Below are 23,425 nucleotides of genomic sequence, written 5' to 3'. Positions count from 1 at the left end.
GTTTTATTTTTTTATTTCAGTATTTATAAAACCTCAAAATTAACTTTGAAGATCCGCTCCTACAGGAATTGAGCAATCGTGATAAGGCTCACCGTGTGGAGGGTTTTTAGAAGGTTTTGAATCCTTCAACCTAATTGGTGAAGTAGTCATTTCAGAACCTGAACCTGCATTGGTGTTGTTACTTGCTCCGCTTAAAGAAGCACCAACGGGCATATCACAGCGGTGCCCGGGTTCACCATGAGGAGGGTTTACATCTGGGGTTTCTGCATTTCCAGATGTGTTTCCACTCATTTGGGTATTTGGAGCAGTTTGGGTTTCTTCAGCAGTTTTTTCTTCTGAGTCTTTACAAGAAGTAAATGCGGTAAGTGATACAACCGCAAGTCCAAGCATAACTTTATTAAGAGTAATTTTCATAACAGCATTATTTTAAGTTATAAATATACTAAATCTGTGAAGATTACTTAGTAAGCATCTTCATTTCCTCTTTGCTAACGTTTATGAGGCCGGCTTTGGGCAAACGCTTCAGCATTATTCTCCAGTTTTCGTCTTCATCAAAAATTCTATCAAAAATTTGTTTCGCTTCTTGTAAACGATCGCTGTTAGCAAGAGCCACAGCTTTCCAGAAACGCATTTCCAGGTTGTTGGGAAACATACTTTCTGCGGTGCCGTATTCTTCTAAAGCTTTTTCTACATTTCCTTCTTCCATGGCAAGATCACCGCGGTTCATAAATTCGTAGGCTCTTGCGGTTTTAAGCAAACGTTCTAATTCTTCAATAGGATTGTCGTGATCGTCTACCCTAAGATCTATTTTTTTGTCTTTCCAAACTTCGTCAACCTTATCTGGCCCCACCACAATTAAGGCGGCCGATTGTTTTCCGCGTATGTCTCCGCCAGCATCCTGGGCGGCTTTTAAAACCGCAACAACTCTTTCAGCCAGAGGTAAGTTTGCATTTTCAACGAAAGCTTCTGCCATTGCGGGAACAACTTTATCATTCAGCATCATATTAGCCTGGACTGAAAAATTATCTCCATTAAGATGTTCGGCTTCAGCTACACATTTTTCCCCGGTATATGCAGCATTATCGCCAGATTTTCCTAAAATGGCAAGCTGTCTAAATTCGCGACCTTCATCATTATTTATAAGACTTTCTACGGCTTCTTCAGGAGTATAACCTTCATCTAAAAGTTTGAGTCCCTGGGGGCCAAATGCGGGATTTACAAAAGATTGAGTAGCAACCACTCCAACCCCAGATTTCCCCCAGGCTACCAATGGACCCACCGAAAACCAGTGACTTTGAACGCCCACGGCCATTTCCCCGGTTTTTGCATCGCGCGCCACAATAGAATACGTGTGCGCGAAAGCGTCTCCGCTAATTTCAGAAGTTTGAGCTTTGGTATTTAAGGTTGAAATAAATATTAAAGCGAAAAAAAGTAAAAATTGCTTCATAATTCAGGTTTCTGATTAGAAGCTAAGATAACGAAACTCTGCTGAATTACTTAAAAAGTATGATGCAGGCTAAGCTGAATTTGTCCTTTGCTAACCGTATTAGTAGTTTGTGTCATATACCCTCCCTGGAGTTTAAGATTGTCTTTTAGGGCATAACCCAGGGCAGAATAGAACCGGTTACGGTCAAATAATTCTACACTTCTACCATCACCAATTTCGCGTTCACCGTTAATGAAGATCTCGTTATATAAGGCAAGATAAACAGCATTCTTGTTGAGGTTTTTCTGATTTAAAGGCACATTTAAAAATATATTATAGCGATAACGCGTTCTAAAATCCTGATTTTCTACCCAACGCTGTTCGTATCTAAAACGGTGCGTGAGGTAAAATCTATTGCTCAATTTATGCGGAAGTAAAGCCTCCTGATAAATCCTGCTTTCACCCGAAGTTTCGTTACCCTCGCCAAACTCACCGGAGGTAATATTTCCATATCCCAGGGTGAATTTTATATCGGTATTTTTTGGGGAATAGGTGAGTCCGCCACGAATAAGCAATTGTTCTAAATCACCGCCCAGATCCCAGTTTCTATATTGAATATCTCCCTGAAGTCCCCATTCACTTTCCCCAAAATTTGTATTCCAAAAATACATATACCAGGCGCCGGTTTGATCTTCATCAACTTGGGCATTGACAGAAAAAGACATAAATAAACTAAAAAGAACTGCGGAAAGGAGTGATTTTTTCATTTTTGCTTTTTCCGCAAATATAACATTCCGTAAGAAAAAAATAAGGATTTGCTATTCTTTCACTTCGGTAACCAGAATATAATCCGGACCACCATCTACAGGGTAACCTTCAATTTTTGCTCCTGAAATAGTAACTTCTTTCCCAACATATTCGTCTAAACTTACTTTTTCACTTTTTAGCGCATATAACTCGTCTTCAGTATTTAAAGTATGAGTGCCATATTGGTAGGAAGTTATACCCTGGCTTTCTATAGTTCCTTTAAGCTGCATATGTTCTTCAGAATTTTGCCTGTCACAATTTGTACTTAAAAAAATGAGCCCTGTAACCATGCTTAAAATAATAGCTTTCATAAAGATTGGGTTTAAAATATAAGTTTGATTAAAATTAATAAAAGCAAAGTAACCAGCTGAAGTTTTAAATTATAATATGATGAATTTCTGAAAACATTATTATTTTTGTCCCGCTTACAAGGCCTCATAGTTCAACGGATAGAATAAGAGTTTCCTAAACTTTAGATCCAGGTTCGATTCCTGGTGAGGCTACTTTATTGAAATGGGGTGCTTGCTATAAAGCGGGCTGAGATGATACCCAGGAGTTTACTCGATAATCGAGATTAAAACATTTAAAATGTTTTTTCTTGAATAAGAGATATTTTCCAAAAATGCCTTTTGGGGCTTGCCCCGAGGTTATTTACTCCAAACCTGATCCGGATAATGCCGGCGTAGGGATTTTCTAAGCATAGGTTGCATTACTGCAATTTTTAGCTATTTCATCACCTCATTTCATTGATAATTTAGAACAATGATAGAGGATTTCTTTACACAACTTACCTGGCAACAAGCCCTGGGAACCACTTTTGGAGTGGTGCAGGTGTTACTGGCACGAAAAAACAATATTCATAATTACTTATTCGGGATTGTTTCCATTCTTATTAGTCTGTTTGTAATGTACCGGTCTAAACTTTATGCCGATATAATTCTAAACCTTTATTATCTCGTAATGAGTATTTATGGTTGGTTTTACTGGAGATACGGAAAGAAAGAAGAAGAAACCCCCATTTCTTATTCCAGTAAATCTGAACACTTAAAAGCCCTGGGAATTGTATTGACCTGTTTTGCAATAATGAGTTACTGGCTTCGCTTCCATACAGATTCTGATGTTCCATTTTGGGATGCCGCGGTAAGCGGCTTTACCTGGGCGGGAATGTGGCTTATGGCTAAAAGAAAAATGGAGAACTGGATTTTTCTTAATATCAGCAATAGCATTGCTATTCCTTTACTTATTTATAAAGAATTATACATATATGCCGGCTTAACTATTTTCCTGTTTATTGTAGGAACTTCGGGGTATTTTAAATGGCGAAAAATTATAAAAAATGAAAAAAGAAAAGAGGCAGCAAGCGCTTAGAGAGCTATGTTTGGGCGTAGATATATTTCCTGAAGAAGTTTTAACCTGGATTGCCGTAGAAAATCTCTGGAATATTTGGGTGCCTAAGAAATATGGCGGACTGGAATTTACGCTTACCGAAGGGCTTTTAAAACTGCAGGAACTGGCCCGAATTGACGGTAGTCTTGGTTGGACGGTGACTTTATGCAGTGGCGCTAATTATTTTATAGGAAACCTGGAACCTGAAACTGCAGCACAGATTTTTAAAACTTCAAAACCTACTATTTTAGGAGGTAGTGGTGGCGTTTTTGGAACAGCTGAAAAAATTGGTGATGATTATAAAATTTCCGGAACCTGGCGTTATGCTACAGGCGCAAATTATTTAACCCATTTTACACTTAATGCTGAAATTTATGAAAATGGTAAAGCCTTATTAAATGAGGATGGCTCGCCTAAAATACGTTCGTTTATTTTACCTAAAAATGATGTGAAAATTGTTGAAGATTGGCACACGATGGGTTTAAAAGCTTCGGTTACGCATTCTTTTGAAGTAAAAAACGTTTTTGTTTCTAAACGCTTTAGTTTTATTTATAATGAATTTCACCAGCCGCAGGATATTTTTAAAATTCCGTTTTCAGTATTTGCCGATTTAACGCTTTGGGTTAATTATGTGGGAATGGCCCAGCATTTCCTGGAAGAAGCACGCAGTTTTATTTCTAAAAGTATTCTGGAAAACTTAGAAAAATGTATTGCTGTTTCTCAAGATGAAATTTCAGCATATTCTAAAACTATTGAAGATGAGATTGTAGCTGGAAATAAAATTTTAAATTCCTATTCAAAAGAAATTCATTCTTCGGCTTCAAATTCAGTAAAAAATCTTTCAAAAAATATTATTGAAATCTATCCTTTTTTAGGGGTAAAAGCCAGTAGAAACGGCCATCCTTTAAACCAGGTTTTTTGCGATTATTTTACCGCAACCCAGCATCATATTTTTACAAAATAGCGCTTCTAAAAAGAAATAAGATTTAAAGTGAATTCATCTATTTAGTGGTGAAAAATGATTATCATGATCAATGCGGTAATTTATTTAAAAACCGACTAAATACTTAAGATGAAATATAAAATAAACATAGAGAAAGTTCAAACACTTGATGAAATTAAGGAATACTGGACGAAAGAAGATTATATAGAATTGCTAAAAAGATTTGATTATCCAGAGGCCGAAGAGTCTGATCCTGAAACTTTAAGGGAATTGTTATTTATGGCTATTTCCGATTTTGAACCCGGGGAAGCGGCAAAATTGGTTTTAGATTACAAGCTGGGCGAGGAATTATCTGAAGGCCAAATTGAGCAAATCTCCAATGATATGTTGATAGATACGGTTTGTGAAGAATATCCTGAAATGGAATTACAATCCAGGTTATTCCATGTTAATCAACTGCTTTTTAAAGCTTACAACGGGAAATTTCCCAGCTCAAGCGCTACAATTATTCATTGTTCCATTACTTCCCCAGACGCTTCTTCACAACTGGATAAAGCTACAATACTAAGATTATTGAATGATGGACTTTCAGACAGGAATATTGTGAAAAGATTGTTTGAAGAACAAATGAATGCAAATGCCGAATTTCCGGAAGCAGAAAATATTATCTGGGATTTAGAGGTTTCAGAAAACGAGCATTATAAAATCACAACTTCTGGAAATCTTATTAAAAAAGATGAGATAATTGCTTCAGATTGGGAGAAAGAAATAGAAGAAAATTCAGAAAAATAAACTGAATAAGATTACTGTAGAGGGATAGAAATTTTATCTATTTTTATCTCTCTAAAATCTAATTATGAAAAAAACTTTCCTGCAGTTTCTTGCGTTAATTTTACTGCTTGTTTCCTGTTCTACCGATAATAATAATCCTGAAAGTTCAGAAAATCCTGAGACAGAAATTGAGGACACATTCAATTATCTGGCCCTTCGTGCTAACGGGAATTTATATGAAATTGGAAATAAAACGGGAGAAGTTTCGGCAGTGGGTTCAATTTCAGCAATGCGGGGTAATCTAAATATGATTCCCAGTACGGTAACTGCTTCTGCAGAGAAGATCTTTATTTACGAACATCTTTTTGATCCCTTTCACGGTCGGGTTTTGGTGATGGATAAAGAAACCAGATCTGTAGAAGTTTTTGTGCTTGATTTTCCGGTAGAAATATTTGGGGAAAATGCCGGCTTAAATAGTTTAGATTGGGATGCCGCGCAAGCTAATCTGGTAGGAATTGTAAAAGATGAGATGGAGTATAATAACAATAATACCAGCCGCGTAGTGAGAATAGATCCTGAAACTATGGCCCTTAGTTATGAGGGGATTTCTTTTGGTCATAATATTACGCTTTCAACAAGCCTGCTCGGTAATAAATTGTATGCACTAAGCTCTACTACCGGGGATTTGGAACATGCTGAACTGCTGGAAATTGATTTGTTTACCAAAACGCTTGAGCCTCTTGAAATTTCTGACACCGAACTTTTTATGGGAAACCTCGCCAACAATGGAAAGGATAATTTTCTTTTTGGTTTAATGCCGGTTAGAGGTAGTTCTTTGATGGGTGAAATGAAAGCCTATAAATTGAATCTTACTAATAACGAATTTGAAGCACTGCCGGAGATAGGAAGGTTCTCTGGCCGTCACATTGCCCGAAAGAGCTTCTACAACAAAGAATTTAAAGAATTTGCTGAACTAATTTACAAGGCCAATAAAAATCAGCTACTTCAATATAATCACCAGGAAAATGAATTAAGTGCCCTGGAATTAATAGGAGCCGGGGATTTTGACACTTCTGTTATAATTATAGATTATGTGAAAGTTCAGTAAAAATTCTATTATTTTTCCCGAACAATTGTAATCGAATATTATGAAAAAAGCCTGTACATTATTTCTCTTCAGCCTTATTATTACTCAAAGTTTTTCCCAGGAAAAAATAAAGGTAGCGGTGGCGGGCTTAACTCATGGTCATGTAGATTGGATTTTTAACCGGGAGGGAAAAAACGATATAGAAATTGTTGGTATTTATGAAACCAATAATGAACTCATTAAAAAATATTCAGACCACTATAACCTGGATAAAAATCTCTTTTACACTGATTTTGAAAAAATGCTGGATAAGGTAAAACCTGATGCGGTTTCGTCATTTGGGGCTACCAACGAACATATTAAGGTTGTGAGGGCCTGTGCACCAAGAAAAATTCACGTAATGGTGGAAAAGCCACTTGCAACAACTGTCCAGGACGCTAAAGAAATTGAAAAGCTGGCTAAACAACATTCAATTCACGTACTTACTAATTATGAGACATCCTGGTATGCCAGTAATCAATATATAAAAGATTTAGTTGAAAAGGGCGAACTTGGTGATATTAGAAAAGTAATGGTTAATTCTGGCCACCAGGGGCCTAAGGAAATTGGTGTGAGTAAAGAATTCCTGGAAATACTTGTTGATCCCGAGAAAAATGGAGGCGGGGCTTTATTCGATTTTGGCTGCTATGGGGCTAATTTAATGACCTGGCTAATGAAAGGTGAAAACCCACTTTCAGTTACCGCCGTAACCAATCAAAATAAACCTGAAGTTTATAAAGAAGTAGAAGACGAAGCTACTATTATTCTTCAATATGAAGAAGCACAATGTGTAATTCAGGCTTCATGGGATTGGACTTTTTCCCGAAAGGATATGGAAGTCTATGGTACCCAAGCTTACGCAATAGCCAGCGATGCTACCACCGTTAAAACACGTGGTGTGGAAACTGAAAGAGAACAAACCATCGAGTTAGATCCACGACAGTCGCCATACAACGATCCATTTTCTTACCTGGCGGCCGTTGTAAATAAATACATAGAAATAAATGATTCTGGATTGTACAGTCTTCCGTTAAATGTTACCGTGGTAGAAATTTTAGAGAAGGCCAAAGAATCGGCAAGGACTGGAGAAACAATATATTTTCAAGAAGATTGATTTCTAAAATTTTTTGCATAAAAAAGGGGATTGACTTTCATTTCAGAATTGCCCCCTTATTACTCCAATTATACACTTCAAAATTAAATCAGATAAAGCCTAATCAGGTTAAATCAAGTTCAAGTAAACTAAGCTTGTATTAATCCCATAGATTTGTTTTTCGGCTTAACATTCATTTAAAAATCAGGGCATAAGCCTTAATTTTTAAATAACCTTTCCAAAAATGTTTACATCTAATTTTGCTTAAAATAAAAGTAAAAAATCAAGTTATGGATTTAAGCGAAAAGAACAATTTAGCAATGGAGACTTTAAAATTTCCGGTTAGGTACGATAGCAGGCAGCAAACAATTTGGGATGCCAGGGGAATGATGGTATGCGACATTCGCGGCTGGGGGAAAATTCAATTTATGAATAAATCTGAAGCACGCCAGGATGCAATAGGCGAATTAATTGCTAATTTGCTCAATAAATTTCACCGCAACGAAAATTCTAAAATAGACGAAGAACTTTTTAGGATGTTGGCTTCTTAGGTTTAAAAATTCAAAAGTTTTCAGAAGGCTTTAATTTCCCAAAACTCCTTAAAACCGTACTTTTGTAGATTCACACATATTAAAGTAAAATTTATGAAAAGTCGATTAATATTAGGCCTCTTTTGCCTGGTTGTTTTTGGTAGTTTGCAAGCCCAAAAACTGGAATCTCCTAACGGAAACCTGGAGATGAATTTCTCTCTTCAGGAAGATGGTACTCCGGTTTATAACCTGGAGTTTGAAGGACAAACTATTATTGAAAAAAGTAAGCTTGGCTTAGAGTTAAAAGAAGGGCAGCCTCTTACCGCTAATTTTAGTATAGAAAACACCGAAAAATCTACTTTTAACGAAACCTGGACACCGGTTTGGGGTGAAGAAAGTGAGATTGAAAATCATTATAATGAACTTGTAGTTCATTTAGATCAGGAAGAGTCAGAGCGCAAATTGGTTTTACGCTTTCGTTTATTTAACGACGGACTCGGGTTTAGATATGAATTTCCGCAGGACTCCAAGCTTGGGCATTTCGTGATCTCAAATGAAAAAACCGAATTCGCTATGACCGGAGATCACACCGCTTTTTGGATCGCCGGCGACTATGATACCCAGGAATACGATTATACCGAAAGTAAACTTTCAGAAATAAGAGGCTTGATGACAGAGGCGGTAACCGCCAATGTTTCTCAAAAATCATTCTCTCCCACAGGAGTGCAAACTTCTTTGATGCTTAAAACCGAAGACGGCCTGTATATAAATTTACATGAAGCCGCTTTACTGGATTATCCTGCAATGCACTTAAACCTGGACGATGAAACTATGGTTTTTGAATCCTGGTTAACACCAGATGTAAATGGAGATAAAGCCTATATGATCGCTCCTGGAAAAACGCCATGGAGAACTATAATTGTAAGTGACGAAGCCAAGGATATTCTTTCTTCAAGAATCACTTATAACCTAAATGAACCCAGTAAGATTGAAGATCCCTCCTGGATTAAGCCAATGAAATATATGGGCGTTTGGTGGGAAATGATCACGGGAATGAGCTCGTGGGATTATACCGATGAATTTGCTGCAGTAAAACTCGGTGAAACCGATTTTGAAGCCGCTGAACCGAATAGTACTCACGCTGCAACTACTGAAAATGTAAAATACTATATAGATTTTGCATCAGAACACGGTTTTGACGGCTTATTGGTTGAAGGCTGGAATGTAGGCTGGGAAGATTGGTTTGGAAATTCTAAAGATTATGTCTTCGATTTCGTAACACCATATCCAGATTTTGATGTAGATGAAATTAGGGAATACGCCAAAAGTAAAGACGTTGAAATGATTATGCACCACGAAACTTCGTCTTCGATTAGAAACTATGAAAGGCATTTAGATACGGCTTACCAGTTTATGAAAGCCAATAATTACAATGCGGTAAAAACCGGTTATGTAGGTGATATTCTTCCAAGGGGTGAAAATCATTATAGCCAGTGGATTGTTAATCACTATCAATATGCGCTTGAAAAAGCTGCGGAATATGAGATTATGATCAACGCGCACGAAGCTGTTAGACCAACCGGAATTGCCAGAACCTGGCCAAACCTTATCGCTAACGAATCGGCTCGTGGAACTGAATATCAGGCCTTCGGTGGAAATAAACCAAATCACGTTACCGTTTTACCTTTTACGCGTTTAATTGGCGGGCCAATGGATTACACTCCCGGAATTTTTGAAATGGATATCAGTAAACTGAATCCAGACAATAATTCTCATGTAAACAGCACGCTAGCCAACCAATTGGCTTTGTATGTAACAATGTATTCGCCATTGCAGATGGCGGCCGATTTACCTAAGCATTACGAGCAGTTTATGGATGCATTTCAGTTTATAAAAGATGTAGCGATAGATTGGGAAAAAAGCGTTTACCTGGAAGCCGAGCCTGGAGATTATATCACGATTGCCCGAAAAGAAAAAGATGGAAATAACTGGTTTGTAGGTAATGTAAACGGACTTACTCCAAGAACTTCAGAAATTGAATTCGATTTCCTTGAAAAAGGAAAAACCTATATCGCTACTGCATATGCCGATGCTGAAGATGCGCACTATAAAGATAATCCGCAGGCTTATGAGATTAAAAAATATCGAGTAAATAGTAAGTCTGAGCTTTCACAAAAATCTGCTCCCGGTGGTGGTTATGCCATAAGCATAATGGAAGCCAGTAAAGATGAAGTAAAAGATTTGGAGAAACTGTAGGTCAAAAAATGTATAGTGTATAATGTAGATTGTATACTGCAAATGATTCAATAACAAGAAACCCTCGTCAATTTGGCGGGGGTTTTCTTTTGGGAGCTAATCAAAAGCTTTTCAATTAGAAACTGCATTTCATAAGAAATTAATAAATAATTTATAGTTTTAAGCAGTGTTAATAGATAATGCCCATCCAAACCCTACTTTGGGATGGGATTTTTTGGAATCCACATTTTATATGGGAAAGAAACTTACAATCTACATGATTGATGGGACAGAATACGGTCCTAGATTGGGCGAAATTGGGAATTGGGTAGGGAAAGCCTTATATGCTCAAAGAGCTTCACTCACGAAGATAATTAATCGCGAAGAATTCAATAATCCTGGAATTTATTGTCTAAAAGGTGATCCTTCTTCTGAGAGTTATGAAGAAAAAATTTATATAGGAGAAGCCGAAAATGTAGGGAATAGGATCAAGCAACATTTAGTTGATTCTAAAAAGGATTTTAAAGAGATAATTTTCTTCACCAGTAAAGATGAACTTCTTACTAAAACACAAATAAAATATCTGGAATCTCGATTGATTGTAATGGCTATCAAAGCTAAAACAGCAGAGATCGAAAATGGTAATTCACCTTCATTACCAAGGCTTCATGAAGCAGATATTTCTGATATGGAATATTTTCTTGAACAAATAAAACTTATACTTCCAGTAATGGGATTTCGTTTTCTAATCTCTTCTACTGCCGAAGATCGATCGGAATCAATTGAGAAATCGGATAAATTAATTAAAGATTCGTTTTTTATAAAATCCAGAAATTTTAATGCAGAAATGTATGAAGATAATCAAGGCTATATTGTAAAGAAAGGCTCCCAGGCAAAAAAAAATCTATCCAATTCAATAACCGAAACTTATAGAAAATTAAGAGAGAAACTTATAGATAAAGGTTTGCTTGTATTGAACGGAGATTTTTATATTTTTTCAGAAGACACAGTTTTTAATAGTACCAGTGCAGCTTCTAACATTATTTTAGGAAGACAATCAAACGGACTTGTAGAATGGGTCAATAAAAATGGGGTTACTTATAAAGACGTGGAGGAATTAATGAATAATTAATTCAACTAACATAACTAAACTCTGTAATTTGAACCTTAGCAATTTCATAGAAAACACTTTTAAAAAACTTATACCAGCACCCTTTAGCGGTGCTACTTACGTTAATCACACTTTTTGTCGCGTTCTTCTTTACGGGAGAAACCAATACTAATTCTGCAATTCAAATCCTCGATTTTTGGCAAACCGGGATGTGGGATCCCGCGCTTATTGTCTTTATGGTGCAAATGATGCTCATTTTAGTTTTGGGACACATCTTAGTATTAAGCAAACCTGTTTCCTGGCTAACAAGTCAGTTAACTAAAATAGTGACCGGAAACGCGAGCGCAGTAATTATCGTTTCGGTTTCAACAATGTTAGTCGCATTTTTTAACTGGGGACTGGGATTGATCTTTGGAGCAATAATGGCGAGAAAAGTTGCCGAAGCAGCTTCCAATAGAGGCTTCAAAATTAATTATCCTTTGATTGGGGCCGCCGGTTATGTTGGTTTAATGGTTTGGCACGGCGGGATGAGCGGAAGTGCGCCATTAAAAGCTGCGGAAGAAGGTCATTTAGCCAGTCTTTTTCCGGGAGCAAATGCAGAATTTCTTTCGTTATTACCGAATAATCTTCCTACTTCTATAACAATTTTTTCCACCTGGAATTTATTGATTTTCGGAACTTTATTAGTGTTAATTCCGCTTACACTGTATTTACTTTCCAGGATCAGTGGAACGAAAACGGTGAAAATTGAAGCTGATACAAAAACAAATCATATCGCAAAGATTACCGGTGCCGAAAAACTGGATCATTCAAAATCGTTAAGATTGATTTTTGGATTTCTTCTTCTTGCAGCTTTTTTCGCAAGTTATTCTGAAGAACTTTCCGCAGGAAACCTTACGCCTAATATGCTGAATTTTCTAATGCTTTGCTTGTGTATTTTGTTACACGAGTCTTTTGCTTCATTTTTAAAAGCTTTAGAAGAAGCCATTGGGGGAGCGGCGGCTATTTTAATCCAATTTCCGTTGTATTTTGGGATAATGGGCATAATGCGGGAAACGGGTTTGGTGAGCGATATTTCGGGGTTTTTTGTAAATATCGCAACCGATGTTAGTTTGCCGGTTTATAGCTTCTTTAGTGCAGGTTTGGAAAATATTTTTGTTCCCAGTGGCGGCGGCCAATGGGCGGTACAGGGCCCAATAATTTTAGAAAGTGCTTTAAAACTTGGAGTGCCACTTAACAAAGCAGTGATGGCTTTGGCCTATGGAGACCAGATAACGAATATGCTGCAGCCATTCTGGGCGTTACCATTACTTGCCATTACCAAGCTAAAAGCCCGGGAAATCCTTCCCTATACGCTGGGAATGATGTTGGTGGGGAGTCTTGTTTATATAATCGGATTGTTATTGGTTTGATTATTAGAATTGCAATAAAATACTTTTTGGAGATAATAATCGGCAAAAAGAGGAATTAATCTCGATTATCGAGTAAAACAGATTTAGATTTCTTATTTTATATAGGAATCAACAATTCTAATTATGGTACCGCCAAAGACTAATCCGATAAAAAGACATAAGGCTATTCAACCTTTGAGTAGAGAACATCACCAGGGGCTTTTGCTCTGCTGGAAAATTAGAAAAGGTTTTGAAACCGGCGTGGAACCGCAGCGCATAAAAAAATATACCGATTGGTTTTGGGAAAACCAGTTACGGCAACATTTTCAGATTGAAGAAAAATATGTTTTTCCGGTTTTAGGTGCTAAAGATGTACTGGTGAAACAAGCGCTGGAAGAACACGAGCATCTGGAATCATTATTCTGCCAAAATACTGATATCTCCCTTGCCTTAGAAATGATTAAAAACGACCTGGAAGGCCATATTAGGTTTGAGGAACGGGTGCTTTTTAATAAAATCCAGGAAGAAGCTTCAGCAGAAGAACTTCAGGAAATTCAACAACACCACGACAAAGAAATTACCTGCGGCGTGTGGGAAGATGAATTCTGGAAATAATTTCATCTAAATCACCAAAATTAAGCAGCTTTTTGCAAATGCTGCCTACCAGTCACTTCTTGTTTTAACCTAAAAACGGTGTCTTTTTCGTAAGCCAGAAAATAGTAGATCACAAAGAACAGGAAATACATAATCATTGATTTTTGCCTAAGAATTATACCAAGATTAGACATTACAAATGTCATTGCAAAAGACGTGGTGAAAAATAAGATCAGGCTTAGTTTTACATGGCCCGGTGCCGTTTTTAAAAAGCCGAAAAAACTCTTTTTAAACAATTTCCCGAACAATAATAAATAGATTAAATTCTCTATAGATACTATAACTCCAAGAATTCCGGGAGCATCAAAAAATAGTGGTCTAAACCAAAAAGTAAAGAATTTCTCTAGAAGTGAATAATCTGTCATTGGGACACCCGAAGTGGCATTATCCAGGCTATTGGAACGGTTTTCGGTAAAAGAAAGAAAATCGGCAATTAGGTTTTGAGAATTCCCAAGGTTTACCACACCCAAAATTTGTTTATGAAAAAGCAAGAGAATACCAGTTATAGCACCCACAAAAATTGCTTTTTGTTTTAAACTAATCTGATTTTTATTGATAAATATACTCAGCAGTCCTGCTCCTGCCAATAGTAAAAACATATGCGGCCTTATGGCAAAAACCAGCAAGGAGCCCAAACTTAAGCTATAAATTCTGTTTAGTGGTTTTCTAAGGGCATAAGCAAATAACATTAAGCCCAGAAAAATAGGTGCTCCTTTGCCCAAAGATGCTGTCCAGAAGTGCATATTTGGAAGGAAAAGAATTAAAACCAAAAAAATCTATTTTCTTAAAGATCTTAATATTTATAGCTATGTTTTCCTTAAAGAATAGGTAAGCATACACAAAGCCCATAAAACCAACCCAGCTAAAAAGTAACATCATCATTTCGTAGCTAAAGCCGAAGAAATTTATAAATGGATAAGATAGAAAATCTATAAAAGAGGTGCCTGTTTCTAAAAATCCGTTCCAGGTTTTACCTTCTTTTCCCGGCACACTGAAATAGCGCTTTGAATCTGAAGGATTAAAAAACGCATAGGTGTAATAGATACCGGCAAAGAATAGATGATAATAGAACAATTTATTCATCAGGTTTGCTGAGAAAAAATCGTGTTTTTCACTAATCTTTTTAAAAATATACTGGTTCACCAGGTGCAAAAACGGAATAAGCATTACCGCCTGCAATAGGTTATGAATTAGGTTTATATCTGGGGACATTTTTAAATCTATTTATCCCTATTAAACCAATTTTCTTACCTAAAATTTATAATTAGGATAGCCTTAAGTTTTAAGCTAATAATTAACTGAATTTAAGTCTTTTGTGGTAAAATGTTTTCAAGTTAACAATACTTTTAAATTTGAATACTGTGAACTTCTACAGTAATGTTTCCACAGGTGTGTGGATTTCAACACGGGAATTTAGAATTTAAATCCAAAAGTAAAGGTTAATCTTCCGCCATCGTCACCGTAATAATAGCCTGTGTTCGCTGTAAAAGCATTAAAGCCATTAATCCAGATTGAGCCGCCATAGTTGTTTCGCCATTTATCTGAAGTTGAATCTTCTGCCCATACCCGGCCGTAATCAAAGCCGGCACTTACTCCAATTTGCAGGGGAATAAAATTAGTTTTGAAGCGGCTTATTCCAACCCTAAGATCGGTAGAGTGGTAGAAAGATTGTTTCCCGTTGAAACGTTCCCAACGATAGGCCCTCAGATTTTCATTTCCACCAAGGATAGCACCATCATAATATTCATAATTATCACCAAAGATGGCTTTACCACCAACTTTGGTAGCTAAAACTGCAATTCCGCTTTCGTGCAACGGATAATCTATAGCCAGCCACGGACTTACATAAGCAAATTCGTTATTGTGACCGTCAATATTGGTTTTATAACCTGTGGTGATATCAGCTTCAAATCCGCGGGATGGATATGCAGGATTATCCCGGTTTTCATAATGATAATTTAATTCCCCACCTGCATAAAGTTGTTGGTCAAAAATATCATTTTCTTCAGAAAAGGCATCTGCTATAAATCGTTCTTCATCATAAGATACTTCCTTAGATTGGATCATTGGCTTTATATAAAAGCTTCCACCTGAATTTCCACGCCAAATTAGGGAAGGTGCAATTTCCCATTGCTCAATACGAACCCGGTTGTAATCTCTTCCAAAGGTATCACGTTGATTTTCGGAATTTATACCTTCTCCAAAATAATTTACAGCAAAATTAGGACTGGTATAGCGAGCTGAAATTCCCAGGTTCCAGTTATAGAATATATGTGCAAATTCTCCCTGATATCCTACTTCAAAACCGTTAGTGGCAAAATAATAAGCAGCATCAAAAGTATGTTGTGTATTAAAAGGATTATTGGTGAGCCCGTAAGTGGTGTAAGTATCTTTAATGCCTAAAGAAAGCCCTTCGTCGCCATTATAATCTACTTGCGGCATAATTTTATTCTCACTTCTTTTTCGTTTATCGGGGTTAAAAGTGTTTATCTCGTAATCGTCTACCAACCATTTTCTGGAAGCAGAATTGATGATCGTGTTTTCTTTGCTTTTATGATCGAATAATTTAATTTTTTTGGTATTCTGAAAATTGTAAATATCGTTTTCTTCCCCACCAACTACTTTAATTTCTACAAGATTATTCCCTTTTCCTAAAGTTTTAAAGGTATCGTCGCCATCAAATCCATAGATCCAAATTTCATCGGTAATTTCTGAATTATAAGTGTTTCTAAAGACTTCTTTTCCGTCTTCATTAATCATTATAATCTCGGTAAGACCATTGTCTTTTCTTTCAATGCTAAAAGTATCATCTTCTTCGGTTCCTGTGAGAATTTGAAACTCCTGCAAATAATTATAATAGCGTTTGGCGATATCATCTAAATTATCTCTTCTCGCTTTTAGGCTTCTTTTAATGTTTTCAATAGTTTCATCCTGAGCTTCTTCTGGTAAAGCTTTAAAAGCAGTCTCAATTTCATTATCGCTAAGTCGGGATTGAATAAACTCTACCTGTTTTTTCCAGTCTTCCCAGGTTAAGGTTTTTAATAAACGCTGGTCTAAAGGGTAACCCGATAAATTAAACCATTTTACATTATCTACATTGGCATCATAAGTTTCCATTTTTCTAACCAGTGGCAATCCTAATTTTACCAGATCTGGAATAAAGCCATCATAATTTGGAAAGGCAAAATCGCGGTCACGGGGTATAGGTTTGTAGAGTTTTGTGCTATCTTCCTGGGTGTGTAATGCCCATCGCCATTGATCGAAGTGCCTGTCCCAGTCGCCAATTAACATATCTACCAGCCTGTTTTTTATAAACTCTTTCTCATCTGTCCTGATGTTTTTAGATTTTCTCATTTCCTCAAGAAGATCACGAGTACTTATAATATCTTCGGGCGAACCAAATCTTTCAAATTCTTTATTTTCATCTCCTACGTGGGCTTCAAACATGTAAAGTTCATCGCCATATTCATCATTATTAAGTCCTAAGGCTTTTTGTTTAGGAATATAGAAGATTTCCGGTTTTCCTGCATAAATATCCAGTAAATCATTAATGTGTTTCAAAGAGTAACGGGCGTAAGGGTGTGCACTGGTAAAAAGATCCATCGCATAGCGTTGGGCCACGGTATTTTCAATATAATCTTTAATATAATGGTCTTTAATAGTGGTGGCCTGTAAAAACCTGGTAGCGCTTTTTCTTAATGCACGAATAGTAAATTCATTTTTATCATCGGCAATAAACCTAAGGGAGCGGGATTGCATACCACCGCCTTCTTTTAAAGGTTGCAGGTTCCCTTCCAGGGTGTCCAGGAACAGCACGGGGGCTTTTATTTTTTTACTATACACTTCTCTATAAAAATCACCAATTAGGCTTTTATAAAGGCCAGATTTATCGGTTTCTTCTTCGGTATATATAGAAGCGCTTACGGTGTCACCAATTTGTTCTTTGGTTTTAAAATCAATCTCGCTCCAGTTTGGTTCGTCGCTTTTAAGCGTTTTGCTAAAAATGGGCTGGTCTGAATTTTCAATGTTGAAAAATTCAATAAGCGTTTCATTATTTTTATAAGCTTTTATTTTAGCATAACCGCTTTTGTTGCTTCCAAAATGCTCATTTTCTTTTCTAATACTAAGTTTTTGGGGTTTTCCCGTGCTTCCGCTTATTATTTGCGGAATGCCGTCATCTTCTAAATACTGAAGATTTCTGTCCAGGCCTGAAAGAAAAATTACATTATCAAACTGGCTGGCAAGGGTCTCCAGGCGGCCTCTTAAATAACTTTGTTCTTTGCTTTGGTAATCCTGTGCTGAAAAACCTCCAATTTTTTCAAAGAAAGATCTTTTTGAATTACTCATTACCGGATGCTGTAGAGACACCAAAATGGTCTTACCATGGGCATCTTTTATATCATCCTTAAATTCAGCAAAAAAGCGTTCTCTTGTTTTTATATCGCATTTAGAGTTCATATTGGGATGGTCGTCCCAATCTTCTAAATACCACTGGGTATCTACGGTAATAAGAATTAGATCATCGGTAATATCTTCCTGTTCAATTGGGCAACCATCATCTGGCCAAACTTCTATGTTAGATTGGTTATCCTGAAGAAAAGACTCCAGATCATCTATTCTATTTTGTCCACCTTTGGTCCATTCGTTACGGCCTGGAGTAAATATCACTTTACCGTTAAATTCCTGAACCGCATCTAATAGGTTATTTTTTAAAAAATCCTGTTGATTCTCGCGTTCCCCTTCTTTTTCATATCCTTTCTGTGGAAGAAAATTTCCAGGAATTAATAAGGAAGCATTATCATCATTTTTTGAAGCCTCTACAATAGTATTTAAAATTCTAAGACCTTCACCTGTAAGATCATTTCCAATATTACCGGCAACATAAAAGGTGTGTTCCAGGGTTTTAGACTCCTCAGCACCTGGAGAAACCTGTGCGGTAGCCGAGATAACAGAAGCTATAAATAAAAAGACGAATTTATAAATGGTATTAATATTCCCCATAGATGCGTTAACAATTTTAATTTGATCAAGCTTCAAATTTTTGGAAAAAAAGCCACTTAACAATAGCTTTTAACGCATTATAACACTTGTCTTTAGCAAGTCTTTAACTTTGGTTAAGCAAGGAATTAATTCAAATTTCGTTTCTCAATAAAAAAACGCTTTAATAATGCGGAAGCTTCATCTGCAAGAATACCAGATTTTACCTGGGTTTTTGGATGTAGCTTTACCCCGGTTTTTCGGTAGCCACGTTGCTCATCTTTCGCAGCGAAAATAAGTTTTGAAATTTGGCTCCAATATAAAGCACCAGCACACATTTGGCAGGGTTCCAGGCTTACGTACATAGTGCAATCTTTTAAATATTTTCCGCCCAAAAAACTTGCAGCAGCGGTTATTGCCTGCATTTCGGCATGCGCGGTAACATCGTTGAGGGTTTCGGTTAAATTATGTCCGCGAGCTATAATTTGGTTATTTATTACAACTACAACCCCAACAGGAATTTCGCCCCTTTCAAAAGCTTTTTGGGCTTCTTCCAGGGCTTTTTTCATAAAATATTCATCGTTAAAAGGCTGCAACATGTAAATAATCTTTTCTGCGGAAAGATAAAAATTATAAAATTAGCTTATGATGAAATCCTTGTAAGAAATAACTTTTCATAGCTTAACTTTGCGTACTATGAATCTTAATATTTTAGAAGATATAAACTCCCCTGAAGACCTGCGGAAGCTCCCGGCTGAAAAGTTACAGGAAGTTTCAGCAGCGCTCAGGAAATTTATAATAGATATAGTTGCAACTAAAGAAGGCCACCTTGGTGCCAGCCTTGGCGTGGTAGAATTGACGATAGCTCTGCATTATGTGTTTAATACTCCTAAAGATTTATTGGTTTGGGATGTTGGTCACCAGGCTTACGGCCATAAAATTTTAACGGGTAGACGTGAGAATTTTCATACTAACAGAAGATTAAACGGTATTAGCGGATTCCCTAAAAGGGAAGAAAGCGAATATGATACTTTTGGGGTTGGGCATTCTTCTACCGCGATCTCTGCGGCCCTCGGAATGGCGATTGCTTCAAATTTAAAGGGAGAATTCAGTAAACATCATATTGCTGTGGTGGGAGATGCTTCTATTGCCAGCGGGATGGCTTTTGAAGGTTTAAATCATGCGGGAGTAACAAAAGCAAATTTACTGGTGGTGCTCAACGATAACGCTATTGGAATAGACCCCAGCGTTGGAGCTTTAAAACAATACTTAACAAAAGCGCGGGTAGGTTACAAACCTAAACAAAGTAATATTATTGAAGCGCTTAATTTTAAATATTTTGGGCCGGTAGATGGCCACGATATTGCTGGATTGCTTGAAGTTTTTAAACAAATGAAACAAATTGAAGGTCCCAAATTCCTTCACGTAATTACTACTAAGGGTAAAGGTTTAAAAAAGGCTGAAGAAGACCAGGTAAAATATCACGCACCCGGGAAATTTAGACCAGATACCGGGGAGCTTTTGCCATACGATACGGCAGGGCTTCCTTTAAAATACCAGGATGTTTTTGGTCTCACCTTGGTAGAATTAGCAAAAAAGAACGATAAAATTATAGGAATTACTCCTGCCATGCCTACAGGAAGTTCTTTAAAATTCATGATGCAGGCTTTTCCAGAAAGGGCCTTTGATGTTGGCATAGCTGAACAACACGCAGTAACACTCTCTGCAGGGATGGCTACCCAGGGTTTTAAAGTTTTTTGCGCTATTTACTCTACTTTTTTACAGCGCGCCTACGACCAGGTTATTCACGATGTGGCCATTCAGAAACTGCCGGTAGTTTTTTGCCTGGATAGGGCAGGACTGGTTGGGGAGGATGGGGCAACACATCACGGCGTTTTTGATATCGCTTATCTAAGATGTATTCCAAATATTATAATTGCCGCGCCCAGCGATGAAACAGAGCTTAGAAACCTGCTTTACACCGCCCAGCTAGATTTAAAACTTCCAATGGCCATAAGATACCCAAGAGGTAGGGGCGTTAAAACAAACTGGGAAACTCCTTTTGAGGAAATAACAATTGGAAAAGCCAAGAGCCTGAAAGAAGGTGATAAAATTGCGGTTTTAAGTATTGGAAATATGGCACAGAATGCAGCCAAAGCCATAGAAAGTATTAAAACAGAAAAAATTGGGCATTTTGATATGCGCTTTGTAAAACCGCTAGATGAAGAATTATTGCACGTTCTTTTTAGGAAATACGAAGCCTTTATTACTATTGAAGATGGAACTGTGGTAGGCGGCTTTGGTAGTGCGATTTTAGAATTTGCAGCAAAACACGATTATAAAGCTAAAATTAGGAATTTAGGTTTGCCAGATAATTTTATTGAGCAAGGAAATATAGACGAATTACAAGAAATTGCGAAAATTAGCGTTGAATATATTAGGGAAGAAGTAGTGTCTCTTCTTCAAAATCTTTAATTTTGCCATTCCGAAAAATCTAAATTAACTAATGAAAACCAAAGTCTTATGTCTTGTAGCTTGCTTCGTTTACTTAACCACCACCGCCAACAATTCAATTTCAGATTATTATTTTGACATTTATAACGATACTATAAAACCTTCAGATTCTATTAAAGTGGTACAGGATACCACCGAAGTAGATTCTGTAATAGTAACGTTTTGGACAGAAAAGAATGAAGTTGGGGTAAACTTAAGCGAGGTTGCTTTTATTAACTGGAATGCCGGTGGAAATAATTCCATTTCTGCTCTGGTTCACGGTAATTTAGAGCGCAATTATAAAAAAGATGATCTTAATTGGCGAAACCGGGCCACAGTGCGCTATGGTATAAACTCTCAAGAGGGCCAGAAACTTAGAAAAACAGAAGATGAGTTACGTTTAAATTCATCTTTTGGTTATAGAAAAGATTCGGTTTCCAATTGGTTCTATTCGGCAAAATTCAACTTTAATACTCAATTTACCAATGGATATAAATATCCTGATACCGATAGTCCTATTTCAAAATTTATGGCTCCCGGTTACTTGTTTTTGGGTATTGGTACAGAGTATTCAGATCCTGTAGAAGATCTTACGGTATATATTTCACCGGTAACGCAAAAATCTACTTTTGTTCTTGACCAAAGATTGGCTAACGAAGGGATGTTTGGTGTTACGGGGGCAGTTAGAGATACGCTGGGCAATATTGTTGAAAAAGGCGAAAATGTGAGAACTGAATTTGGTTTTCTGGTTACAAGTGATTTTTCTAAAGAAGTTTTTGAAAATGTTGAACTGGATAATCAATTAAGCCTGTATTCAGATTATCTCAATAAATTTGGGAATATTGATGTGGAGTGGCAGTTAAATGTGAATTTAAAAGTAAACGATTTTATAAAAGCCAATGTGGGTTCCCATTTACGCTACGATGACGATGTAAAATTTAAAGAAGATATTAATGGCGACGGGGAGCTTGAAACTACCGGGCCCAGGGTACAATTTAAGCAAATGCTGGGCGTGGGCCTTGTCTACGAATTTTAAAGATGCCGGCTGTCTAAGCCGGCATTTTCTTATAATTTAATTCCTTTATATTTCTCAAAAGAAGCAACGGTAAATCCATCAGTCAACGAAGCGGTATGTGAACAAATTTCCAATAAACGCCTATAAACCGAATTTTCATCCTGGAGATAAGCTAAATTTGGAACCGATTTTAAAACCAGTTTATTAAAATTAGAATTTTCTTCGGCCTTCTGCGGAAGTAAGGCTTCGGTATAAGTATCTAAAAGGTGGGAAAGCATTTTATATCCCGCAATTTCTTTACTTATTACCTCTTCACTCTGGTAGATTCTTTCAATACTAATTTTAATAATATCGTCTATTTGCGCTTCGTATTTACTCTTATCTAATAATCCCTGATGAAAATTTCCTGAAAGAATTGCATCTTCATTTTTTAAGAAGGTTTCTACCGCTTCAGTAATTAAGGTATTTATAGCCAGGGCTCTTAAGTAACTTAACCTATCTGCCGTATTTGTAAGACTGTTGTATTTGCCGGTATTTATATTGTCTTTTACTAGTTTTATAAGATATTCCAACGCATAATCTTCATCAATTAGACCAAGATTTATCCCGTCTTCAAAATCTATAATGGTATAGCAAATATCATCGGCTGCTTCCACCAGAAACGCGAGGGGATGGCGGTAGTAACTTATATCGCCGTCTTTTCCGGTTTTAATTAAGCCTAATTCGCTTGCAACCTCTTCAAAAATCTCTTTTTCTGTCTGGAAAAACCCAAATTTCTTGTCCGCTATATTTTGTGAGGGTTTATGCGGTAAAGATTCTTTAGGATATTTTATAAAAGCTCCCAAAGTAGCGTAAGAAAGTCGGAGACCACCAGAGATTCCCGGTTTATTTTGAGTAAGGATTTTAAAGCCGTTGGCGTTCCCTTCAAATTTTATAAGATCCTGGTATTCTTTTGGAGAAAGTTCATCTTTAAAACGTTTTCCATTACCGTGGCTAAAATATTCCCCAATAGCTTTTTCTCCTGAATGCCCAAAAGGGGGATTCCCAATATCGTGAGCCAGGGCAGCAGCGGCCACAATAGCACCAAAATCATTCATTTTGTAAGCATGGGTTTTTTCAAGTTGAGGATGTTTCTCCAGAATTTTTTGTCCTGCCAGTCTACCTAAAGATCGCCCCACTACAGAAACTTCTAAACTATGCGTAAGCCGGGTATGTACAAAGTCGGTTTTGGAAAGCGGAATTACCTGGGTTTTATCCTGCAAACTTCTAAAAGCCGAAGAAAAAATAATTCGGTCGTAATCTACCTCAAAACCAAGTCGGGTTTCGTTTTGCTCTTTACGTAAGCGTTTATTGGTATCTCCAAAGCGTTTTAAGGAAAGAAGTTGCTCCCAGTTCATCATAATTTAATGCTATAAAAAATTGAATTTGTAATGTAGGTTCAAAAATAGAAAAAGCTTAGGAATATTG

At 36.9% G+C, this 23,425-nt stretch carries 21 protein-coding genes, 1 tRNA gene and 1 riboswitch; of the genes, 13 read left to right on the top strand and 9 right to left on the bottom strand.

Annotated elements, in window-relative coordinates; all coding sequences use genetic code 11:
• Positions 1–39: 39 nt before the first annotated feature.
• Genes J0871_RS03265 through J0871_RS03250 form a run of 4 tightly spaced genes read right to left on the bottom strand, consistent with a single transcriptional unit; the run spans position 40 to position 2,544 of the window.
• Positions 40–414, bottom strand: a complete 375-nt coding sequence (locus J0871_RS03265; RefSeq protein ID WP_208223390.1) for a hypothetical protein — start codon at positions 412–414, stop codon at positions 40–42.
• 43 nt (positions 415–457) lie between these two features.
• Positions 458–1,447 carry a DUF1028 domain-containing protein gene (locus tag J0871_RS03260; RefSeq protein WP_208223388.1) on the bottom strand — a complete coding sequence of 330 codons (990 nt, stop codon included), beginning with the start codon at positions 1,445–1,447 and terminating at the stop codon, positions 458–460.
• Positions 1,448–1,497: 50 nt separating this feature from the next.
• Complete coding sequence (locus J0871_RS03255) at positions 1,498–2,193, bottom strand: DUF2490 domain-containing protein (protein ID WP_208223386.1); 696 nt, start codon at positions 2,191–2,193, stop codon at positions 1,498–1,500.
• 51 nt (positions 2,194–2,244) lie between these two features.
• Positions 2,245–2,544 carry a hypothetical protein gene (locus tag J0871_RS03250; protein WP_208223385.1) on the bottom strand — a complete coding sequence of 100 codons (300 nt, stop codon included), beginning with the start codon at positions 2,542–2,544 and terminating at the stop codon, positions 2,245–2,247.
• 120 nt (positions 2,545–2,664) lie between these two features.
• Here J0871_RS03250 and J0871_RS03245 point away from each other — a divergent pair.
• From J0871_RS03245 to J0871_RS03195, 11 genes are all read left to right on the top strand, one after another.
• Positions 2,665–2,736 (top strand) — tRNA-Arg (locus J0871_RS03245).
• 1 nt (position 2,737) lies between these two features.
• A riboswitch (TPP riboswitch) is annotated at positions 2,738–2,940 on the top strand.
• Positions 2,941–2,995: 55 nt separating this feature from the next.
• Positions 2,996–3,601: a nicotinamide riboside transporter PnuC gene (gene pnuC, locus J0871_RS03240; RefSeq protein ID WP_208223383.1), complete on the top strand. Its 606-nt coding sequence runs from the start codon at positions 2,996–2,998 to the stop codon at positions 3,599–3,601.
• Positions 3,570–4,583, top strand: coding sequence for an acyl-CoA dehydrogenase (locus J0871_RS03235; RefSeq protein WP_208223381.1), 1,014 nt, complete (start codon positions 3,570–3,572; stop codon positions 4,581–4,583). The genes pnuC and J0871_RS03235 overlap by 32 nt, the downstream gene beginning before the upstream one ends.
• Before the next feature lie 108 nt (positions 4,584–4,691).
• Positions 4,692–5,354: a hypothetical protein gene (locus tag J0871_RS03230; protein WP_208223379.1), complete on the top strand. Its 663-nt coding sequence runs from the start codon at positions 4,692–4,694 to the stop codon at positions 5,352–5,354.
• A gap of 64 nt (positions 5,355–5,418) precedes the next feature.
• Positions 5,419–6,441 (top strand): hypothetical protein, encoded by a 1,023-nt coding sequence (locus J0871_RS03225; RefSeq protein ID WP_208223377.1) that lies wholly within the window; start codon positions 5,419–5,421, stop codon positions 6,439–6,441.
• Positions 6,442–6,481: 40 nt separating this feature from the next.
• On the top strand, positions 6,482–7,573 hold the full coding sequence (locus tag J0871_RS03220) for a Gfo/Idh/MocA family oxidoreductase (RefSeq protein WP_208223375.1): 1,092 nt from the start codon (positions 6,482–6,484) through the stop codon (positions 7,571–7,573).
• Between the two features lie 269 nt (positions 7,574–7,842).
• A complete protein-coding gene (locus J0871_RS03215; protein ID WP_208223373.1) occupies positions 7,843–8,103 on the top strand; it encodes a hypothetical protein in 261 nt (86 codons plus the stop codon).
• 93 nt (positions 8,104–8,196) lie between these two features.
• Entirely contained in the window at positions 8,197–10,338 is a 2,142-nt protein-coding gene (locus J0871_RS03210; RefSeq protein ID WP_208223371.1) for a glycoside hydrolase family 97 protein, read from the top strand.
• A 232-nt stretch (positions 10,339–10,570) separates the two neighbouring features.
• The gene (locus J0871_RS03205) at positions 10,571–11,449 is read left to right on the top strand and encodes a GIY-YIG nuclease family protein (protein ID WP_208223368.1); all 879 of its coding nucleotides are present in this window, start codon (positions 10,571–10,573) and stop codon (positions 11,447–11,449) included.
• 89 nt (positions 11,450–11,538) lie between these two features.
• Positions 11,539–12,840: a TIGR00366 family protein gene (locus J0871_RS03200; protein WP_346014327.1), complete on the top strand. Its 1,302-nt coding sequence runs from the start codon at positions 11,539–11,541 to the stop codon at positions 12,838–12,840.
• 123 nt (positions 12,841–12,963) lie between these two features.
• Positions 12,964–13,434: a hemerythrin domain-containing protein gene (locus J0871_RS03195; RefSeq protein WP_208223366.1), complete on the top strand. Its 471-nt coding sequence runs from the start codon at positions 12,964–12,966 to the stop codon at positions 13,432–13,434.
• Positions 13,435–13,454: 20 nt separating this feature from the next.
• On the opposite strand, the gene J0871_RS17255 is transcribed toward J0871_RS03195, so the two are convergent.
• The 4 genes from J0871_RS17255 to J0871_RS03180 form a co-directional block, all read right to left on the bottom strand.
• Positions 13,455–14,216 (bottom strand): hypothetical protein, encoded by a 762-nt coding sequence (locus tag J0871_RS17255; RefSeq protein WP_243870377.1) that lies wholly within the window; start codon positions 14,214–14,216, stop codon positions 13,455–13,457.
• Positions 14,140–14,685, bottom strand: a complete 546-nt coding sequence (locus tag J0871_RS17250) for a hypothetical protein (protein WP_243870376.1) — start codon at positions 14,683–14,685, stop codon at positions 14,140–14,142. The genes J0871_RS17255 and J0871_RS17250 overlap by 77 nt, the downstream gene beginning before the upstream one ends.
• 201 nt (positions 14,686–14,886) lie before the next feature.
• Positions 14,887–18,510, bottom strand: a complete 3,624-nt coding sequence (locus tag J0871_RS03185; protein WP_243870375.1) for a metallophosphatase — start codon at positions 18,508–18,510, stop codon at positions 14,887–14,889.
• Positions 18,511–18,599: 89 nt separating this feature from the next.
• Positions 18,600–19,049: a nucleoside deaminase gene (locus tag J0871_RS03180; RefSeq protein ID WP_208223364.1), complete on the bottom strand. Its 450-nt coding sequence runs from the start codon at positions 19,047–19,049 to the stop codon at positions 18,600–18,602.
• Positions 19,050–19,146: 97 nt separating this feature from the next.
• Between J0871_RS03180 and dxs the strand changes: the two genes are divergently transcribed.
• Together dxs and J0871_RS03170 are read left to right on the top strand one after the other, a co-directional pair.
• Positions 19,147–20,925 (top strand): 1-deoxy-D-xylulose-5-phosphate synthase, encoded by a 1,779-nt coding sequence (gene dxs / locus J0871_RS03175; protein ID WP_208223362.1) that lies wholly within the window; start codon positions 19,147–19,149, stop codon positions 20,923–20,925.
• A gap of 31 nt (positions 20,926–20,956) precedes the next feature.
• Positions 20,957–21,979 (top strand): DUF3078 domain-containing protein, encoded by a 1,023-nt coding sequence (locus J0871_RS03170; RefSeq protein ID WP_208223360.1) that lies wholly within the window; start codon positions 20,957–20,959, stop codon positions 21,977–21,979.
• 29 nt (positions 21,980–22,008) lie between these two features.
• Here J0871_RS03170 and J0871_RS03165 read toward each other — a convergent pair whose 3' ends face one another.
• Entirely contained in the window at positions 22,009–23,355 is a 1,347-nt protein-coding gene (locus tag J0871_RS03165; protein WP_208223919.1) for a deoxyguanosinetriphosphate triphosphohydrolase, read from the bottom strand.
• Positions 23,356–23,425 lie beyond the last annotated feature (70 nt).

It is taken from the genome of Salegentibacter sp. BDJ18 (assembly GCF_017579965.1).
Taxonomy (GTDB): Bacteria; Bacteroidota; Bacteroidia; order Flavobacteriales; family Flavobacteriaceae; genus Salegentibacter.
This window is presented reverse-complemented; position numbering and strand designations above follow the sequence as displayed.

Excerpts from the sequence above, each read along its gene's own strand:
- J0871_RS03255 (WP_208223386.1), bottom strand. The coding sequence starts at position 2,193 with ATGAAAAAATCACTCCTTTCCGCAGTTCTTTTTAGTTTATTTATGTCT.
- J0871_RS03210 (WP_208223371.1), top strand. The coding sequence starts at position 8,197 with ATGAAAAGTCGATTAATATTAGGCCTCTTTTGCCTGGTTGTTTTTGGT.
- J0871_RS17250 (WP_243870376.1), bottom strand. The coding sequence starts at position 14,685 with ATGTCCCCAGATATAAACCTAATTCATAACCTATTGCAGGCGGTAATG.
- J0871_RS03230 (WP_208223379.1), top strand. The coding sequence starts at position 4,692 with ATGAAATATAAAATAAACATAGAGAAAGTTCAAACACTTGATGAAATT.
- J0871_RS03235 (WP_208223381.1), top strand. The coding sequence starts at position 3,570 with ATGAAAAAAGAAAAGAGGCAGCAAGCGCTTAGAGAGCTATGTTTGGGC.
- J0871_RS03170 (WP_208223360.1), top strand. The coding sequence starts at position 20,957 with ATGAAAACCAAAGTCTTATGTCTTGTAGCTTGCTTCGTTTACTTAACC.
- J0871_RS17255 (WP_243870377.1), bottom strand. The coding sequence starts at position 14,216 with ATGCACTTCTGGACAGCATCTTTGGGCAAAGGAGCACCTATTTTTCTG.
- J0871_RS03225 (WP_208223377.1), top strand. The coding sequence starts at position 5,419 with ATGAAAAAAACTTTCCTGCAGTTTCTTGCGTTAATTTTACTGCTTGTT.
- dxs (WP_208223362.1), top strand. The coding sequence starts at position 19,147 with ATGAATCTTAATATTTTAGAAGATATAAACTCCCCTGAAGACCTGCGG.
- J0871_RS03250 (WP_208223385.1), bottom strand. The coding sequence starts at position 2,544 with ATGAAAGCTATTATTTTAAGCATGGTTACAGGGCTCATTTTTTTAAGT.
- J0871_RS03205 (WP_208223368.1), top strand. The coding sequence starts at position 10,571 with ATGGGAAAGAAACTTACAATCTACATGATTGATGGGACAGAATACGGT.
- J0871_RS03165 (WP_208223919.1), bottom strand. The coding sequence starts at position 23,355 with ATGAACTGGGAGCAACTTCTTTCCTTAAAACGCTTTGGAGATACCAAT.
- J0871_RS03180 (WP_208223364.1), bottom strand. The coding sequence starts at position 19,049 with ATGTTGCAGCCTTTTAACGATGAATATTTTATGAAAAAAGCCCTGGAA.
- J0871_RS03220 (WP_208223375.1), top strand. The coding sequence starts at position 6,482 with ATGAAAAAAGCCTGTACATTATTTCTCTTCAGCCTTATTATTACTCAA.
- J0871_RS03195 (WP_208223366.1), top strand. The coding sequence starts at position 12,964 with ATGGTACCGCCAAAGACTAATCCGATAAAAAGACATAAGGCTATTCAA.
- J0871_RS03260 (WP_208223388.1), bottom strand. The coding sequence starts at position 1,447 with ATGAAGCAATTTTTACTTTTTTTCGCTTTAATATTTATTTCAACCTTA.
- J0871_RS03265 (WP_208223390.1), bottom strand. The coding sequence starts at position 414 with ATGAAAATTACTCTTAATAAAGTTATGCTTGGACTTGCGGTTGTATCA.
- pnuC (WP_208223383.1), top strand. The coding sequence starts at position 2,996 with ATGATAGAGGATTTCTTTACACAACTTACCTGGCAACAAGCCCTGGGA.
- J0871_RS03215 (WP_208223373.1), top strand. The coding sequence starts at position 7,843 with ATGGATTTAAGCGAAAAGAACAATTTAGCAATGGAGACTTTAAAATTT.